Annotated in this window: 13 protein-coding genes and 2 pseudogenes; 5 read left to right on the plus strand and 10 right to left on the minus strand. The window is 74.7% G+C overall.

What is annotated here, in order from left to right:
- Nucleotides 1–139: 139 nt before the first annotated feature.
- From ACYVO2_RS19455 to ACYVO2_RS19485, 7 genes are all read right to left on the minus strand, one after another.
- Entirely contained in the window at nt 140–1,063 is a 924-nt protein-coding gene (locus tag ACYVO2_RS19455) for an MBL fold metallo-hydrolase (RefSeq protein ID WP_461009157.1), read from the minus strand.
- A 162-nt stretch (nt 1,064–1,225) separates the two neighbouring features.
- On the minus strand, nt 1,226–3,244 hold the full coding sequence (locus ACYVO2_RS19460) for a S9 family peptidase (RefSeq protein WP_461009158.1): 2,019 nt from the start codon (nt 3,242–3,244) through the stop codon (nt 1,226–1,228).
- On the minus strand, nt 3,217–5,001 hold the full coding sequence (locus ACYVO2_RS19465; RefSeq protein WP_461009159.1) for an N-acetylglutaminylglutamine amidotransferase: 1,785 nt from the start codon (nt 4,999–5,001) through the stop codon (nt 3,217–3,219). The genes ACYVO2_RS19460 and ACYVO2_RS19465 overlap by 28 nt, the downstream gene beginning before the upstream one ends.
- 230 nt (nt 5,002–5,231) lie before the next feature.
- The gene (locus ACYVO2_RS19470) at nt 5,232–6,422 is read right to left on the minus strand and encodes a carboxylate-amine ligase (RefSeq protein WP_461009160.1); all 1,191 of its coding nucleotides are present in this window, start codon (nt 6,420–6,422) and stop codon (nt 5,232–5,234) included.
- Between the two features lie 292 nt (nt 6,423–6,714).
- Nucleotides 6,715–7,884 carry a zinc-dependent alcohol dehydrogenase gene (locus ACYVO2_RS19475; RefSeq protein WP_461009161.1) on the minus strand — a complete coding sequence of 390 codons (1,170 nt, stop codon included), beginning with the start codon at nt 7,882–7,884 and terminating at the stop codon, nt 6,715–6,717.
- Entirely contained in the window at nt 7,881–8,369 is a 489-nt protein-coding gene (locus tag ACYVO2_RS19480; RefSeq protein ID WP_461009162.1) for a hypothetical protein, read from the minus strand. Before ACYVO2_RS19480 ends, ACYVO2_RS19475 begins: the two co-directional genes overlap by 4 nt.
- A 145-nt stretch (nt 8,370–8,514) precedes the next feature.
- A complete protein-coding gene (locus tag ACYVO2_RS19485) occupies nt 8,515–9,048 on the minus strand; it encodes a hypothetical protein (RefSeq protein WP_461009163.1) in 534 nt (177 codons plus the stop codon).
- Nucleotides 9,049–9,211: 163 nt separating this feature from the next.
- Here ACYVO2_RS19485 and ACYVO2_RS19490 point away from each other — a divergent pair, with 163 nt between their 5' ends.
- Together ACYVO2_RS19490 and ACYVO2_RS19495 are read left to right on the plus strand one after the other, a co-directional pair.
- Nucleotides 9,212–9,697, plus strand: coding sequence for a DUF2243 domain-containing protein (locus ACYVO2_RS19490; protein ID WP_461009164.1), 486 nt, complete (start codon nt 9,212–9,214; stop codon nt 9,695–9,697).
- The gene (locus ACYVO2_RS19495; RefSeq protein WP_461009165.1) at nt 9,694–10,503 is read left to right on the plus strand and encodes a cytochrome c oxidase assembly protein; all 810 of its coding nucleotides are present in this window, start codon (nt 9,694–9,696) and stop codon (nt 10,501–10,503) included. The genes ACYVO2_RS19490 and ACYVO2_RS19495 overlap by 4 nt, the downstream gene beginning before the upstream one ends.
- Here ACYVO2_RS19495 and ACYVO2_RS19500 read toward each other — a convergent pair.
- A complete protein-coding gene (locus ACYVO2_RS19500; protein WP_461009166.1) occupies nt 10,463–11,218 on the minus strand; it encodes an SDR family oxidoreductase in 756 nt (251 codons plus the stop codon). The genes ACYVO2_RS19495 and ACYVO2_RS19500 overlap by 41 nt on opposite strands.
- Nucleotides 11,219–11,562: 344 nt before the next feature.
- Here ACYVO2_RS19500 and ACYVO2_RS19505 point away from each other — a divergent pair, with 344 nt between their 5' ends.
- A complete protein-coding gene (locus ACYVO2_RS19505) occupies nt 11,563–12,504 on the plus strand; it encodes a pirin family protein (RefSeq protein WP_461009167.1) in 942 nt (313 codons plus the stop codon).
- Between the two features lie 277 nt (nt 12,505–12,781).
- Here the strand turns inward: ACYVO2_RS19505 and ACYVO2_RS19510 are convergent.
- Nucleotides 12,782–12,931, minus strand: a pseudogene (locus ACYVO2_RS19510) (IS630 family transposase); the annotation flags it as partial.
- Between the two features lie 85 nt (nt 12,932–13,016).
- Nucleotides 13,017–13,621, minus strand: a pseudogene (locus tag ACYVO2_RS19515) (TetR/AcrR family transcriptional regulator).
- Between the two features lie 147 nt (nt 13,622–13,768).
- Here ACYVO2_RS19515 and ACYVO2_RS19520 point away from each other — a divergent pair.
- Both ACYVO2_RS19520 and ACYVO2_RS19525 read left to right on the plus strand, forming a co-directional pair.
- Nucleotides 13,769–14,527 (plus strand): SDR family NAD(P)-dependent oxidoreductase, encoded by a 759-nt coding sequence (locus ACYVO2_RS19520; protein WP_461009168.1) that lies wholly within the window; start codon nt 13,769–13,771, stop codon nt 14,525–14,527.
- Nucleotides 14,528–14,788: 261 nt separating this feature from the next.
- Nucleotides 14,789–17,278: an ATP-binding SpoIIE family protein phosphatase gene (locus ACYVO2_RS19525; RefSeq protein ID WP_461009245.1), complete on the plus strand. Its 2,490-nt coding sequence runs from the start codon at nt 14,789–14,791 to the stop codon at nt 17,276–17,278.
- Nucleotides 17,279–17,293 lie beyond the last annotated feature (15 nt).

A 17,293-nucleotide genomic window follows, 5' to 3' on the forward strand; every position in this document is an offset into this window, starting at 1 on the left:
GGCGGCCCCTCCCGCGCCCGGGGCGGGCGGCGGCGGGGGCGGGCCCGGGGGTGCGCGGGGCGCGCGGGAGGGGCCGCCCGTCCGCGCGGGTGGCGATGGTGGTGCCGCGGTCCACGGGCGTCCTCCCCTGCACGGCCGGTCAGGCGGCGGCCGAGAACGGCGCCCACTGGCGGATCGCGAACCCGGAACCCTCGCGGTCCACTTCGGCGGCGCCGTGGCCGGGGAAGTGCGCGGGGATCACCAGGGCGCGGTGGTCGGCGGCCCAGTCGAGGATCCGCCGCCGGGTGGCGCTCGCCCGCGCCGGGTCCTCGTCGAAGCAGGTGTGCAGACCGGGGTCGAGGATCTGCACCGGGCTGTGCATGACGTCGCCGACGAACACGGCGGTGTCGCCGCCCGAGCGCAGCGTCAGGACGGCGGAGCCGGGGGTGTGGCCCGCGGCGACGTCCAGCCGCAGGTTGCGGTCGATGACGTGGCTGTCCTCCCACAGCAGGGCCTGACCCGCCCGGTGCACCGGGAGCACGCTGTCCTCGAACATGTTCTGGTTGCCGAGGTGGGCGGGGACACCGCCGGCGACCGCCCGGCGGTCGGTGCCGTTGACCGGGTTCCAGAAGTCGAAGTCGGTCCGGTTGATCAGGTAGGTGGCGTTGGGGAAGGTGGGCACCCACGCGCGGTCGGCGAGCACGGTGTTCCAGCCGACGTGGTCGGCGTGCACATGGGTGTTGACCACCAGGTCCACGTCCTCGGGCCGCACCCCGGCCGCGGCGAGGGAGTCCAGGAACGGGGTGTCAAGGCGGCTGAGCACCGGCAGGTAGGGGCGCTCCTTGTCGTTGCCCGCGCCGGTGTCCACGAGGATGGTGCGGCCCTCGCTGCGCACCACCCAGGTCTGCATGTACGCGCGGTAGGCGCCGCTGTCGCCGTCCCAGAAGTCCGGGTCCAGCCAGGAGGCGTTCTCCCGCCACAGCTCGGGCGTGCTCGCGGGCACGATGTCCTGCGCCGGGGCGATGTCGCCCCGCCATTCGACGACGCGGGTGATCTCGACGTCGCCCAGTGCGATGGTGTCCATGTCGGCCGCTCCCCTGAGGTGTGGTGCCGTGGCGGTGGGCCGGCGCCGCGGTCCGCCGGTGGTTGAACCGTAGGCGCGGCCCGGGGCGGCGTCCTATGCGCCGGAGGCTCGTCCGTATGCGCGCGCGTCTCGCGGTCGGGCACGGCCGGACCCGGCGGCGGGTCAGGTCAGGTGCCGCTCCAGCCAGTCCGCGGCGGTGCGGCGGAACAGGCGGCGGCTGTCCGCGCGCAGGAAGTCGTGGCCCTCCTCGCGCAGGGTCAGCAGCTCGGCGTGGACGCCGCGCTCCCTGGCGGCCTGCACGAACTGGCGGGACTCCCCCGGCGGCACGTTGGTGTCGTGCTCGCCGTGCACGGCCAGCACCGGCACCCGCAGCGCGTCGACGCGGCTCATCGGGGACAGGGCGTGCAGCAGCTCCCGGTCGCGTTCCGGGTGGCCGTACTTGTGGGCCGCGGAGCGGGCGATCCACGGCTCGGTGCCGGCGAAGAACGTCGCGAAGTCGGACATGCCGCACACCGCGACGCCGGTGCGGAACAGCTCCGGGTGCCACACCAGGCAGGCCATCACCAGGTAGCCGCCGTAGGAGCGGCCCATGACGGCCAGCCGCCCGGGGTCGGCCGGGCCCGCGGTGACCGCGTGCGCGGCGCAGTCGGCGACGTCCTCGATGGCGGCGAACCGGCCCGCGCCGAGGTCGGCGTCCACGAAGGACCGGCCGTGGCCGCCGGAGCCGCGCACGTCCGGGGCGAAGACGTCCAGGCCGCGGCCCAGCAGCTCGTGGTAGAGGGGGTCGAGCACCGGGCGCTCCTGCTCCTCCGGCCCGCCGTGCAGGTGCAGCACGCACGGCGCGGGCTCGTCCGGTGCCCGGCCGGGCGCGCGGTAGTACCAGCCGGTCAGCGGCAGGCCGTCGCGGGCCGTGAAGGACAGCGGCACCGGGCGCACGGGGCGGCGGCCGGGCGGGACGGCGTCCTCGTCGCGGGAGGACCACGGGGTGCGCCGGGCGGGCGCCTCGCCTGGCAGGTGCCACACGCCCGGGCGGCGCTGGGAGCCGGACAGGGCCAGCAGCAGCCCGCCGGGGCCCGCGGGCGCGGCGCGGGTGACCACCTCGTGCGGCAGCGCGACGGCCCGGGGCGGGCCGGCCAGGGCGGGGCCGCGGGCGGGGATGCGCAGCACCTCGAGGCGGTTGGCGCCCTGCGTGTTCCAGGCCAGCACGGCGGTCTGCCCGTCGCGGGCGAACGCCAGCAGGTCCAGGCCGCTGTCGTCCCGCCCGGCGACGACCGCGGTGGCGGTGGGCCGCCCCTGCTCGTCGAGGCCGACGGCGAGCAGGGCGGGGAACTCGCGTCCGGCGTCGCTGCGCAGCCACACGGTCCTGCCGTCGGGCGAGAAAACGCCGATCCACGGGTCGCCGTCGGCGGCCGGGACGGAGCAGGTGGTGCGCAGGTCGGCGGTGCGCACCACGAACGCCTCCCGGCGCAGCCGCGGGCCGCGCCGCAGCAGGGCCAGCCTCCCGTCGTGGCTGACGTCGCACACCCGCAGGGAGGCCGCGCCGGGTTCGACGGCGAGCAGGGCGGGGGCGGCCGCGCCCTCCGGGTCGAGGAGGTAGGCGGCCAGTGCCCCGCCGGGGCCGGACGCGGGCGCGGTGCCGTCCCGCGCCGCGGACCCGTGGGCGGAGGCGGGCTCGGCGACGGTGACGGCGAGCGCCGAGCCGTCGTGCCGCCAGCAGCCCAGGTGCGCGGAGGCGCCGGGCTCCGCGCCGGCGAGCAGGCGGCGCCCGGTGCCGTCGGGGCGCACGCACAGCACCCGGGTGTGCTCCCCGCCGCCGGGCGCGGTGGTGTAGGCGATCCAGCGGCCGTCGGGCGACCAGGACACCTCCAGCACGGGGTCGGGCCCGGTGTCGAGCAGGTGCGCCTCGTCGGCGTCGACCGGCCCGGCCCACAGTTGGGGCACGCCGCCGCGGTCGCAGATGAACGCCACCCGGTGCCCGCCCGGGTCCGCCGAGGGGTACCAGCAGCCGTGCGCGGTCAGGCGCCTGGGCCCCTCCCGCTGCCCGGCGGCGTCGGGCAGCGGGAGGGGCGCCGGGGCGGCGGGCGCGCCGGCCCGGCGGTGTGGGGCGTACGGCGCGGCGCCGCCCGGGTCGTGGGCGGCGGCCGGGCCGGGCGTCAGTGTATTCCGTGGGTTTGCAGCCATGTCTCCAGCAAAGCCACCTGCCACAACGCGTTGGCTCCGCGCCGGGTGCGGTGCGCGTCGGGGGCGGCGAGCAGTTCGGTGAGGTACTCCTCGCGGAACAGGCCGCGGGCCTTGGCCTCGGGTTCCGACAGCACCTGGCGGACCCGGGCCAGCACCGGGCCGGCCATGTGCGTGATGGCGGGGACGGGGAAGTAGCCCTTGGGCCGGTCCACGACCCGGCGGGGCAGGACCCGGCGCCCCGCGGCCTTCAGCACGCCCTTGCCGCCGTCGGCGAGTTTCAGCTCCGGTGGGCAGGCGGCGGCGAGTTCGACCAGCTCGTGGTCGAGGAAGGGCACCCTGGCCTCCAGGCCCCAGTCCATCGTCATGTTGTCGACGCGCTTGACCGGGTCGTCGGGCAGCATCACGTGCGTGTCCAGGCGCAGGGTCGCGTCCAGCGTGGTGGCCGCGCCGGGCTCGGCCATGTGCGCGCGCACCAGCTCGGCGGAGGTGTCGCGGTCCACCAGCATGTCGGGCCGGAGGACGCGGGCGAGGTCGGCGTGGGAGCGGTCGGAGTAGGTGTCCAGGTAGGCGTCGGCGGCCCGCTCGCGCGGGGCGGCGGCGATGTCGGGGTACCAGTGGTAGCCGGCGAGCACCTCGTCGGCGCCCTGACCGCTCTGGACCACCTTGACCTCCTTGGACACCTGCTCGGCCAGCAGGTGGAAGGCGACCACGTCGTGGCTCATCATGGGCTCGCTCATGGCCGCGACGGCGTCGTCGAGCGCGGTCGTCAGGCGGTCGGAGGGCACCATCAGCCGGTGGTGGTCGGTGCCGAAGTGCCGCGCGACCAGGTCGGAGTACGGGAACTCGTCGCCGTCGTCGCCGCCCTCGGCCTCGAAGCCGACGCTGAAGGTGGCCAGGTCCTTCTGCCCCTCCTCGGCCAGCAGCGCCACGATGAGGCTGGAGTCGAGGCCGCCGGAGAGCAGCACGCCGACGGGGACGTCGGCGACCATGCGGCGGCGCACCGCGGTGCGCAGCGCGTCCAGCACGGCGTCGCGCCAGTCGTCGGCGTCCATCCGCGCGTCCCGGGGTCTGCGGGAGTAGTCGGGCTGCCAGTAGCGGTGGTCGCGGCAGGTGCCGTCCGGCTCGATCACGCGGACCGTGGCGGGCGGGAGCTTGCGCACGCCGTTCAGGACGGTGCGCGGGGCGGCCACGGTGGCGTGCCAGGACAGGTACTGGTGGACCGCCACCGGGTCCAGGGAGGTGTCCACGCCTCCGGCGGCGAGCAGCGCGGGCAGCGAGGACGCGAAGCGCAGCACGCCCGCGGTCCGCGCCAGGTACAGCGGCTTGATGCCCAGCCGGTCGCGGCCCAGGGTCACCCGGCCGGTGGCGTGCTCGACCACGGCGAAGGCGAACATGCCGTACAGGCGGTCGACGCACTCCGCGCCCCACTGCCGGTACGCCTTGAGCAGCACCTCGGTGTCGGAGTCGGAGAAGAAGCGGTGGCCCAGGCCGCGCAGCTCCTCGCGCAGTTCCCGGTAGTTGTAGATGCAGCCGTTGAAGACGCCGGTGAGCCCGTTGTGGGGGTCGCTCATCGGCTGGGCGCCCGCCTGCGACAGGTCGATGATCTTCAGTCGCCGGTGCCCCAGGGCGACGGCGCCCTGCGACCAGAGCCCTCTGCCGTCGGGGCCGCGCGCGGCGAGACGGTCGGTCATGCGCTCCACGGCCGCCAGGTCGGGCCGCGCTCCGTCGAAGCGGATCTCTCCGCTCAGCCCGCACATCAGGCACCGCCTCCTCGGCGCGTCCCGCGGACCGGGGGCGGCGGTGGGTCCGCCGGTGCGTGGGGGCCGGTGCGGGCAAGGGGATTACCGCTGGACATGGGATCGAGACACTCCTGTTTCGGTGTTCATCTGTGCGATCGGCCGGATGGCGGCACGGGTGGGCGGGCGGCGAAGGGGCGGCGCCGTGGGCCCGCGTGCTCCCCTCCGGCGGGCGGGGCGCGGCCGGCGGCTCAGCCGCCGACGGCCCGCACGGGGCCGGGCACCCCCGGCGCCGGTGGTGCGAGGGGGACCGCGACGACGCCGCCCCCGGCGGACCCGGCCCGCCGCCGGGGCGGGCGGCCGCTGCGGGTCCGGGCGATGAGCTGGTCCACGGCCGCGGGCAGGCCCCGTTCCCGCGCCGTGCGGCGGATCCGGTGGGCGGCGCTGCCCTCGGCGATGGCCTGCTCCGTAAGGTCCCGCACCAGCGGCCAGTCCCCCGCCGCCTCCAGGGCGGGGCGCAGCCGGGCGAGCATGCCGCGCAGCACGACGGGGGCGGGGGCCGGGCGGCGGGTGCGCGGGTCGAGCAGCGCGCCCTCCAGGCCGGAGCGGGCCGCCCGCCAGGTGGCGGCGCGCACCCACTCGTGCCCGCTCTCGCACGGCGCCGCGCCGCGCCCGGCCAGCCGTTCGCAGGCGTCCACGACCAGGGCACGGTACAGGCCCGCGACGAGCACGACCGTCTCCGGGCGGGGGCAGGCGTCGCAGACGCGCAGCTCCAGTGTCCGTTGGTGGGCCGAGGGCCGCAGGTCGAAGTAGACCATTCCGGCGTCACTGATGACCTCGGTGCCGATCAGCTCCTCCACCACGGCGTCGTACTCGGCGGCGCCGGTGAAGCAGCCGACCGGCCCGGCGGTGGGCCAGCGCTGCCACACCATCGTGCGCCAACTGGCGTAGCCGGTGTCGTCGCCGAGCCAGAACGGCGAGGACGCGGAGAGCGCGAGCAGCGGGGGCAGCCACGGCCGGATGGCGCACATGACGCGGACGGCCGTGTCCCGGTCGGGGACGTCCACGTGCACCTGGGCGCTGCACACCAACTGCTCGTCGGCGACCCGCCCGTACTCCTCGGCCATGCGCCGGTAGCGCAGGTCGGAGGTGTAGGCGTGGGGCATCAGCCGCGCCAGGGGCGCAGTTCCGGCGGCCACGGCGGCCAGCCCCAGCGAGGAGGCGGCCCCGTCCAGGCTGCGCCGGGAGCGGACGATGTCGGCGTGCAGGTCGTGCAGGGAGGCGTGCACCTCGCTGTTCCACTCCACCACCGTCTGGTGCAGCTCGGTGGTGAAGCCCGGTCTGTGCAGCCGGCCGAGCAGGGCGCCGGCGCGTGGCACCAGTGATCCGCTCTCCAGGTCGAGCACATGGAATTCTTCCTCGACTCCGATGCGGACGGTCATCGCTCTGCTCCTTCGCGGCTCCACGCTCCCGCGGGACCGGCGGCTGGCCGGTCCCCCGCCCGCCGAGTCCCGGCGGGGGCAGCGGGAACACTGTGCTCCTGCGAGTGCCCGCTGAGCTGGAGGTTAGGCCACCCATTTACGGATCGTGAGCGGAGCGGCGCGGCGAGTACGCGGGCAGGACCGGACGGCCGCGGGATGCGCGCCGGCACCGCGGCGAGGGGCACGGAGAGTGGTCATCGCTCGGCACGGGGCCACCGGCGCCGCGCGCCCGGCGGGGACGGTCCGGAAGCCCTCAGGGCCTGAACACGGCGCGCACGCAGCCGTCCGTCTTCTCCTTGAACATCCGGTAGCCCTCGGGGGCGCGGTCCAGCGGCAGGGTGTGGGTGGCCAGGTGGGCCGTGGACAGCTCGCCGCGCGCCATGCGGTCCAGGAGCATGGGGATGTACCGCTGGCCGTGCTGCTGGGCCGCGCGCAGCGTCAGGCCCTTGTTGATCACCGCGCCCAGCGGGAACTTGTCCACCACCGCGCCGAAGACGCCCAGCACGAACACGGTGCCGCCCTTGCGGCAGGCGTGGATGGCCTGGCGCACCGCCGTCGGGCGGTCGGTCTGGAGGCGCAACTGCTGCTTGACCTGGTCGTACAGGTGGGCGGGGCCGGTGCTGTGGGCCTCCATGCCGACGGCCTCGATGCACACGTCGGGGCCCCGGCCGCCCGTCGCCTCCCGCAGCTCGGCGGCGACGTCGGTGGCCGAGTAGTCGAGGGTCTCCGCGCCGCAGTGCCTCGCCGCCATGGCCAGGCGCTCCGGGTGGCGGTCGATGGCGATGACCCGCTCGGCGCCCAGCAGGGCGGCGGCGCGCGCCGCCATCTGCCCGACCGCGCCGCAGCCCCACACCGCCACCACGTCGCCCGGCTTGACGCCGCCCAGGTGCGCGCCCATCCAGCCGGTGGGCGCGGAGTCGGAGGCGAACAGGGCGCTGACGTCGTCGACGCCCTCCGGCACCGGGAAGGCGCCGTAGTCCGCGAAGGGCACCCGGACGTACTCGGCGTGGCTGCCGCGGAAGCCGCCCATGGCGTGCGAGTAGCCGAAGACGCCGCCCGGTTCGTAGCCGTAGGCGGCCTGCGCGATGCCGGGGTTGGTGTTGGTGTTGTCGCACAGCGACCACAGGTCGTTGCGGCAGTACCAGCAGCGTCCGCAGCCGATGAACGAGCACACCACGACCCGGTCGCCGACCTTGTGCCTGCGCACGCCGCGGCCGACCTCGACGACCTCGCCCATGAACTCGTGGCCGATCACGTCCCCGGCCCGCATCGCCGGGACGTACCCGCCGATCAGGTGCAGGTCGGAGCCGCAGGTGGTGCCCAGGCGCACCTTGACCACGATGTCCTGGTCGTTGCGCAGCCCCGGGTCGGGGACCTCCTCCACGGACAGCTTGTTCACGCCCTGCCAGCACAGCGCCTTCACAGCACGCCCTCCCCTCCGGCCCGGCGCGCGGCCAGGCCGACGATCTTCCCGCCGGGCGTCTCGCGGTCGGTGCCCGGGGGGGCCGGCTCGATCACCTCTCCGGTCTCCAGCAGGGACTTGGCGTCGCGCAGCGCCGAACGTACGGCCTGGCGGGGGTCGTCCCCGCCCAGTCGCGCGGCCACCCCCGCGGCGCCGGTGGGCACGGGCACCCGGGGCCTGGCGGCCAGCTCCGTGCCGCGCCCGCCCGGCGCCGGGCGGACCCGTACCTCCACCCGGTCGCCGAGGGCGGCGAGCGGCTCGGGCGGGGTCCGCCCCGGCATCACCGCCTCCGGCGGCCCCTCGACCGTGACCACCAGCCAGCGGTCCGCGTCCTCCTGCCCGGCGGCCCGCCCGGCGGCGCGGAACGCGGCCCGCGCGGCCGCAGCGGCCGCCAGCCCTCCGGCCAGTCCTCCCGCCAGTACGGCGCCGCACACGGTGCGCCTCATCGTCGATGCCTCCCGTTCCGTGGTCGTCGTGGCCCGCCGGTCACCGGGCGGGGACAGCCCTGCGGGTTGCCGGTGAGGGCCCGGCCAAACCCGGGGCGGGGCGGCCCCGCCGCCGGGCGGGGCGCGGCGGCGGCCCGTCGGGGGCTCACCGCGCGTGGGCGTGCCTGCGGGGCAGCGGGCCGACGCCGGTGCGGCGGCCGGGGCGCAGGGCGGCGTGGTGCTGCCCGGGCCCGGGGCCCGAGCGGGCGGCCAGGGCGTCGGCGACGGCGCCGGTGGTGAAGGCGTACACGGCCTTGTGCAGCACGTCCACCACCAGCTCGGCCCGGGGCCAGGTGTCGGGCGGGGCGCCGACCCCGGTGGCGTTCTCCAGGATCTGGTCGTTGGTGAGGCGGACCACGGTGAACTTCGCCGACGCCAGCGGCCCGCGCAGCCCCGCGTGCGCCATCACCGAGCGCAGGACGCCGAGGAGGGCGGCCTGGCCGAAGTGCATCGCCCAGTTCACCGGCAGCGGCTGCTCGCGGGGGCGCTCGCGCATGCCGGTCAGGCGCTGGAGGACGCGTGCGGGGACGTGCGAGCCGGGCCGGCCGGTGACGGCCTGCTCGGCCCTCTCGCCGAGGGTCATCACGACGCCTCCGGCCGTCCCGGCGATCAGGCCCTGCCACAGTGCGCGTTTCATCATGTCCTGGCGGGTACCCGGCGCGGCGGCCCCCACCCGGAGCGTTCCGCCGCGGCACACCCGCGGCGGAGGCGTCCCCGCGCCTCGCGGCCGGAGTGGCGCGGCGGGTCACGGGGCAGGCGCGCCCCGCGTCGGACGGCACAGGAGCGAAGGGAGGCGGAGCCGGATGGCGGACGCGGCCCGGTCCTCCCGCTCCCCCGCGGCGTCCCCCGAGCCGCGCCGGTCGGCGGCCGTGTGCGCCCTGATCGGTGCGGCGGTGACGGCCGCGGCCGACGAGATCGTCTTCCACCAGCTCCTGGGCTGGCACCACTTCTACGACCGCTCCACCACCCGGGTGGGCCTGCTCTCCGACGGCCTGCTGCACTCGGCGGAGCTGCTGGCCCTGGTCGCCGGGTTCTTCCTGTACGCGGACCTGCGGCGGCGCGGCGGCCTCGCCCCGGCCCACGCGTGGGCCGGGTTCCTGCTGGGGGCGGGCGGCTTCCAGTTGTTCGACGGGATCGTGGACCACAAGCTGCTGCGCGTGCACCGGATCCGCTACGGCGTGGACGTCACACCGTACGACCTGGCCTGGAACGGCGGCGGCCTGGTGCTGCTGCTGGCCGGGGCGGCCCTGGCCGTGCGCGCGGCCCGCCGGGGCCGGTCCGGGCCGTGACGGCGGGGCACGGCCACTCCGGCGCGGTGCAGGCGGCGGCGGTGACGGCCGCCGCCGCAGCGCTCGCGCTCACCGCCGCCTACCTGGCGGCCGCCGCCCGTCTGCGCCGCCGCGGCGACGCCTGGCCGTGGACCCGGGACGCGTCGTTCGCCGCCGGGGGCGCCGCGCTGGCCTGGGCGGCGGTGGGTGCGCTGCCGGGCGGGCCGTTCACCGCCCACGTCGCCCGGCACCTGCTGGCCGGCATGGCGGCGCCGCTGCTGCTGGTCCTCGCCCGCCCGCTGACCCTGGCCCTGCGCGCCCTGCCGCCGGGCCGGGCGCGCCGGTGCCTGCTGGGCGTCGCGCGCTCCCGGGCCGCCGGGGTGCTGGTGCTCCCGCCGGTGGCGGCGCTGCTGGACGCGGGCGGGCTGTGGGTGCTGTACCGGACGGGTCTGTTCGCGGCGTCGCGGGAGCGGGCCCCGACGCACGTCCTGGTGCACGTCCACGTGGTGGCGGCCGGACTGCTGTTCGCCTTCGCCGTCTGCCAGGCCGACCCGGTGCGCCGCCGCTGGGGCCCGGCCGTGCGCGGGGCCGCGCTGCTGGCCGCGGGAGCGGCGCACGCCGTGCTCGCCAAGAGCCTGTACGTCTCGCCCCCGCCCGGCACCGCCGTCGCCGCCGAGGACCTGCGCACCGGGGCCCGGCTGATGTACTACGGCGGCGACGCGGTGGAGGCCGCCCTCGCCGCCGCCCTGGCCGCGCGGTGGTACGCCGCCGCGGGGCGCGCCCGGGTCAGACGATGCCGCCGTTGGCGCGCAGCACCTGGCCGTTGACCCAGTGCCCCGCCGGGGAGGCCAGGAACGCGGTGACCTCGGCGATGTCGGCGGGGTTGCCCAGGCGCTCCAGCGGGGGCCGGGCGGCGAGCCGGGCGACGGTCTCCTCGTCCTTGCCGGTGAGGAACAGGTCGGTGGCGGTGGGGCCGGGCGCGACGGTGTTGACGGTGACGTCCCGGCCGCGCATCTCCCGGGCCAGGATCATCGTCATGGCCTCCACCGCGCCCTTGGTGGACACGTAGGGCGCGTAGCCGGGGAGGGCCAGGCCGACCACGGAGGTGGAGAACAGCACGATCGCGCCTCCGGGGCGGACCCGGCGCGCGGCCTGCCGGGCGACGACGAAGGTGCCGCGGACGTTGGTGCGGTGCACCGCGTCCAGGGCGTCCAGGTCCACCTCGGCGACGGGCGCCTGGTACATCCGGCCCGCGGCGTTGATCACGACGTCGACGCCGCCGAAGGTGTTCTCCGCGGTGTCGAACAGCGCGGCGACGGCGTGCTCGTCGGCCACGTCCGCCCGCACGGCGACCGCCCGCCCGCCGGCCTTCTCCGCCTCGGCGACGGCGGCCCCGGCCTCCACGGCGTTGCCGGCGTAGTTCACCACGACCGCGTACCCGTCGGCGGCCAGGCGGCGCACGGTCTCGCGTCCGATGCCGCGGGACCCGCCGGTGACGACCGCGACACGCGGGGCGGGGACGGCGGAGGGGGTGGCGCTCATCGGGGATGTCCTTCCGGTGACGGGGAGGCCCGGCGGAAGACCGCCGCGCCTCGTGCTTCCCCTCCACCGTGGCCCCACCGTCGCCGCCCGGCCACGGTGGCCTCTTCCCTGGGGTCGGCAACCCCAGGCTGCGGACGCGCCCGGCGGGTACGCGGTCGTGGCGCGTACCCTGCGACGCGTCCCGCCGGAGAAGACCGTCCGCATCCCCGGCCGCCCACCGGGGGTGCGTCCGCCCCCGCCAGATGATTGAATATTGAACCTATCGTATCGCGGCGGCCCGCACCGCCCTCCCCCCACCGCACGGGCCGAGCACGTCCCCCCGCCGTCGAAAGGACGCGACCGTCATGAGTGACCTCGACCTCCAGCCCCCCGTGCGCCTGTGCGGGGGACGCGCCGACGCCTCCGCGGGGCCCGTCAAGGAGCTGCTGAGCCCCCGCGAGACACGGCTCGGCGGCAGCACCGTCGTGCGCAGGCTGCTGCCGAACCTGGGGCGGCGGATGGTCGGGGCGTGGTGCTTCGTCGACCACTACGGGCCCGACGACATCGCCGACGAGCCCGGCATGCAGGTGCCGCCCCACCCGCACATGGGCTTGCAGACCGTCAGTTGGCTGCACGAGGGCGAGGTGCTGCACCGCGACAGCCTCGGCAGCCTCCAGACCATCGGCCCCCGCCAACTCGGGCTGATGACCTCCGGCCGGGCCATCTCCCACGCCGAGCAGAGCCCCCGGTCACACGCCCGCCACCTGCACGGCGCCCAGTTGTGGGTCGCGCTGCCCGACGCCCACCGCCACGCCGACCTGCCCGTCGTCACCGCCCCCGGCCTCACCGCCACCGTGATCCTGGGCACCCTGGACGGCGCCCCCTCCCCCGGCACCACGTACACGCCGCTGGTGGGCGCGGACCTGTCCCTCACCGAGGGCACCGAGGCACGGCTGCCCCTGGACCCGGACTTCGAGTACGCGGTCCTGACGATGTCCGGCGCCACCGAGGTGGACGGGGTGCCCCTGGACCCCGGATCGATGCTCTACCTGGGCTGCGGCCGCACCGCCCTGCCCCTGCGCGCCCTCAGCGACAGCGCACTGCTGCTGCTCGGCGGCGAGCCGTTCGAGGAGAAGATCGTCATGTGGTGGAACTTCATCGGCCGCAGCCACGAGGACATCGCACAGGCCCGCGAGGACTGGATGACCGGCTCCCGGTTCGGGGAAGTCAGGGGCCACGACGGTTCCCGCCTGCCCGCCCCGCAGCTCCCGCCGGGCCCGCTGAAGGCGCGGGGACGGGTGCTCTGACCTGCACCTTTCCATCCATGGAGCGAATCCGCCGAGAGGCGTCAGCGGTGCACCCGAGGCCCAGCCGACCTGGTTGCGCACTGGCGTTTCCGCTTCCCGGCCAGCGGCGGTCGCCGTTCCCCGGCATGGCCATGTGTGGTCGCCTACGGCAAGCCTTTTGCTGACCCAATGCCGACTTTGCTGACGATAAGTCAGCTTGAGCGCGCGGCACTTCTCCCTGCCCAGAGGCTGGCGCCACTCACCAGACTGAGGGTCGTGCCGCGCAGGCCTTCCGTCACCGCTGCACCGACCGCACACTCACCCGCAGCTCACGGGCGACGGCCGCGTTGTCGTCCCCTCGCAGGAACCGCTCAGCCGCCTCCAACCGCAACCTCTCCCGGAAGGCCCGGCGCCCGGCCGTCAGCCCACCACCTCGCGCATACCTCATGAAGACGGCACACCGCAGGGATCAAGAGGCGTCAGCCCCCCACGACAACACGCTTTCAAGGTCAGCAATCCGGACATCGACCGAGCTACCGGGCTCGAGCCCGTCTCCCGCAGTGGCGCTCCGTTCGGCGACGGTCCCGGCCGCGGCCCACCGGTGCCGGCGCGACGAGCAAGGAACCGGCGGCCTGCTCGGGGACATCGATGTTGGTGGCGCTCTCCGCGTCAGGCACCACCGCGGTTCCCGCGGCGTGCTGGGCCTCCAAGTAGCGCTGGACGGAGATGAAGTAGGGCAGCTTGCCCAGCTCGAATTGAGCCCGTCCCAGTTCCGGGAGCGCGGCAGTTCGGCAATGACGATGCGGAAGAGGGCCGCCATCGCGGGTCTGCCGATCAGGGCGGCGTACCTGGCGGCCGATCGCGCTCAGGCCGGCGCGCAGGTCACCTGACTGCACAGCGGGCGCCGCTGGGGCCGGACCGCCCTTCCAGTGCTCGGTGACGATGGCTTCGAAGAGCGCCGCCTTGGTGGGGAACTGCTTGACAGCGTGGACTTCGAGACGACTGCCTCCTGCGCGATCTTCGCCAGCGAGGTCCCGTCATAGCCCCGTTCCAGGAAAAGCTTGGTGGCCGCTGCGGTGATCGCTTCGCGCTTGCGTTGAGCGAGTCGTTGATGGTGCGCGGAGAGTCCTGCGGGCATGGGCCATGTATGCCCTGTCACGAGGCGAGTCACTCGACTCGCCTCTGTGTGGATTTTTGCGTGAAGGGAGGCGAGTGGCACGACTCGCCTCGGTCGACGGGAGCGCCCTCCGTCGGCGTCCTTCCGTTCCCGCATGGAGGAGCACTCATGGAGTCAAGCAAGATCGCATCGGTGACCGGCGGCAATCGCGGGTGGGGCCGGGCCACGGCCTGGTCGCCGGCCCGGCACGGGCTGCGCGTCATCGTCACCTACCGTGGCGACGCGCCGGAGGCCGAGGAGGCGGTCAAGAGCGACCAGGAAACCGACGCCGCGGCCGCCGCACTGCGGCTGGACATTCGCGACGCGGCCTCCTTTCCTGCCTTCGTCTCCCACCTGGCCGCGCAGCTCGAGCGCTGGGACGCGACCCGGCTGGACGTCCTGGTCAACAACGCCGGGATCGGGCTGTTCGGACCGCTGGAAGCGGCCACGGCCGACGACTACGACGCGGTGATGGACACCAACGTGCGCGGCACGTTCTTCCTCATCCAGGCGCTTGCGCCCGTGCTGGTCGACGGGGGACGGATTATCAACGTCTCCTCCTCCCTCAGCCGCCACACCAGCGCCGGCACCTCGGTCCACTCGGCCTCCAAGGCGGCGGTCGAGGTCCTCAGCCGGACATTGGCCGTGGAACTGGGGGCGCGCGAGATCCGCGTCAATGCCATCGCGCCGGAGCCGACCGCCACCGACTTCAACGGCGGCGCCATGCGGGACGACGCGCAAATGCGCGAAGGCCTGAGCGCGCAGACCGCGCTCGGCCGCGTCGGCGAACCGCATGAGATCGGCGACGCCATCGCCGCGCTCGCCTCCGAGGAACTACGATGGGTCACCGCCCAGCGCCTCGAAGTGTCCGGCGGCACCCTGCTGTAGGGACCCCTGCCCACACCGTGTGCCCTGCTCCTTACCTGGCAGAACCGGGAAATGTACGCGGTCCGGCACACCCCCGTGCGGGTCGTCGGCCCACCCGCGTTGCGCCAACCGCTGAAGGACCAGGAACAGTCCGCTTCGAGCCCCGGTTGTTCCGGTGCCTGGCAACGGGCACCGGCCGGCGCGCAGTGAAGCGGGCGCCGATTTAGGCTGGAATCAGCCCTCGCGTGGACGACTGCCCGGACGGAGGCATGGCGCGTGGAGATGGCCGGCAAGCAGGACGCCCCCACTGCCGTCGCAGTGATCGACGCGGACGGCACGGTGAGCGGCTGGGGCGAAGGGGGGCGCCTGCTACTGGGCTGGACGGCGGAGGACACCGTGGGACGCCCGGTGACCGACCTGCTGGTCGATTCCCCGAAACTCGGCCTCCCCGGGGGCCATGGCACCGGCCACTCGGAGATCATCCCTCTGCGCCACAGGGACGGGTCCGTCGTGGACGCCGTAGTAACGACTCAACCGTTGTCCGGCGCCGCCGGGCGGGCCCTCGGTCACGTGGTGTCCTTTCAGCGTTGGGGAAGCCGCCCGCTGATCGCCGACCGGGCCTTCGAGCAGTGCCCCTTCGCTCTCGGCGTCTACGACCCTGAACTGCGGTTTTTGTGGATCAACGCCTCCTCGGGCCGGGTGATAGCGCACTCCGAGGAGCAAGTACTCGGTAGGCAGTACCGCGAGGTGCTGCCCGAATTCGACCGCACATTGTTTCCCGAAAGGGACGACAGGCCCTACACCGACAAGCTCTCCGAAGTCGCGAGGACGGGTGAGCCCGCGCGTCTGATCACCGTCTTCCGCCCCCGCGGCAGTGACTACGCCAACGCCTGGGCCACCAGCATCTGGCCGGTCCGAGACGGCGAGGGCAGGATCCGCGCGGTCGCCAACTGGGGGTTCGACATGAGCGCCGAGTACTGGGCTCGGCAACGCCTGCTCATGCTCAACGAGGCCAGCAGCGGCATTGGCCGGACACTCGACGTGATCGGCACCGCTGAGGAACTGGCCCGGACGGCGGTGCCGGGCTTCGTCGACCTCGTCAGCGTGGATCTCTTCGACGAGGTTCTGCGTGGAGAGGAGCCTCCTTCAGCGTCCGCGTTCACTCCCGGCGGGACGGTCAGGCTCAGCCGTGCCGCCCAATACACCTCGAAGGAGGACGCCGGCCGGGCCGCGGGGCCCACCACGCCGGTCACGCACACTCCCGGTTCGGTCGCCGCCCGCTGCATGGCCACCCGCAGGTCCACGGTCGAACTCGCCGCTGAACCCGGCCAGGGCAGCGAGTGGGCCTTCGGGCCCGGGCTCGCCGCCGACCCGGCGCACTGGCCGCCGGGCAATCCAGTGATCGACGAGTCCCTCGCCGCGAAAGACCTGACCGGACGGATCACCGTGCCGCTTCAGGCGCGCGGTGCGCTGCTCGGCGTCGTCGCCTTCTGCCGCCTGGACAGACCTGAGGCCTTCACCGCCGACGACCTGATCCTCGCCGAAGAGCTTGCCGCAAAGGCAGCCGTGGCCATCGACAACGCCCGCCGGTACTCGCGAGAGCGCACGACCGCCCTGACCCTGCAACGCAGCCTCCTGCCGCAGGGGCTGCCGCACCAGGAGGCGGTCGACGTGGCATCCCGCTATCTGCCGAGCGGGACCGACACGGAAGTGGGCGGCGACTGGTTCGATGTCATTCCCCTGTCCGGAGCCCGGGTCGCCCTGGTCGTCGGCGATGTCGTCGGCCACGGCCTGCACGCCTCGGCCAGCATGGGTCGGCTGCGCACCGCGGTCCGCACCCTCGCCGACGTCGACCTGCCCCCCGACGAACTGCTCACCCACCTGGACGACCTGGTTCTCCACCTCGCCAGCGATCTCCAGCCCGGCAGCCACTTCCAGCCGACCGGTGAGTCCGGCGCCACCTGCCTGTACACCGTCTACGACCCTGTCGCCCGGCGCCTCACCTTGGCCAGCGCAGGCCACCCCCTGCCCCTGGTCATCCATCCGGACGGCACCAGGGCCCTGGTGGCCGCACAGCCCGGACCCCCGCTCGGCATCGGTGGGCTGCCTTTCGAGGCCACCGAACTGGAACTGCCGGAGGACAGCCTGCTCGCCCTCTACACCGACGGGCTGGTGGAAAGCCGCGAACGCGACACCGACCAGGGGTTCGCCCAACTGCGGCAGGTGCTGAACCACTCGGTCACCTCACTGGAGGCCCTCTGCGACACAGTGATGGACGCCCTGCTCTCCGAACGCCGCACCGACGACGCCGCCCTGCTGCTCGCTCGCACTCATGGCCTGGATCCCGACCATGTCGCCGACTGCGACGTCGAACCCGACCCGGCCCAGGTGCCGCTCGCCAGGAAGTTCGCCGTCGACCAGCTAGACGCCTGGGGCCTGGAGGAGGCATCCTTCGTCACCGAGCTTGTCGTCAGCGAGCTGGTCACCAACGCCATCAGATACGGCGAACCACCGATCAAGCTACGGCTGATCCGTGACACTTCCCTGATCTGCGAGGTCTCGGACGCCAGCAATACCGCTCCGCACCTGCGCCGGGCCCGTGTCTTCGACGAGGGCGGCCGGGGTCTGTTGCTCGTCGCCCAGCTCACCCAGGGATGGGGGACCCGGCACATGACCAACGGCAAGACGATCTGGTGCGCGCAAGCCCTCCCCGAGGGGTCACTCTCGGGCGAGCAGAACCGAGTCACCCGCCCGTCGGCAGACGAGCGATGAACAAGTGAGCCGGCC

The sequence above is a fragment of the Streptomyces capparidis genome, from assembly GCF_054782095.1.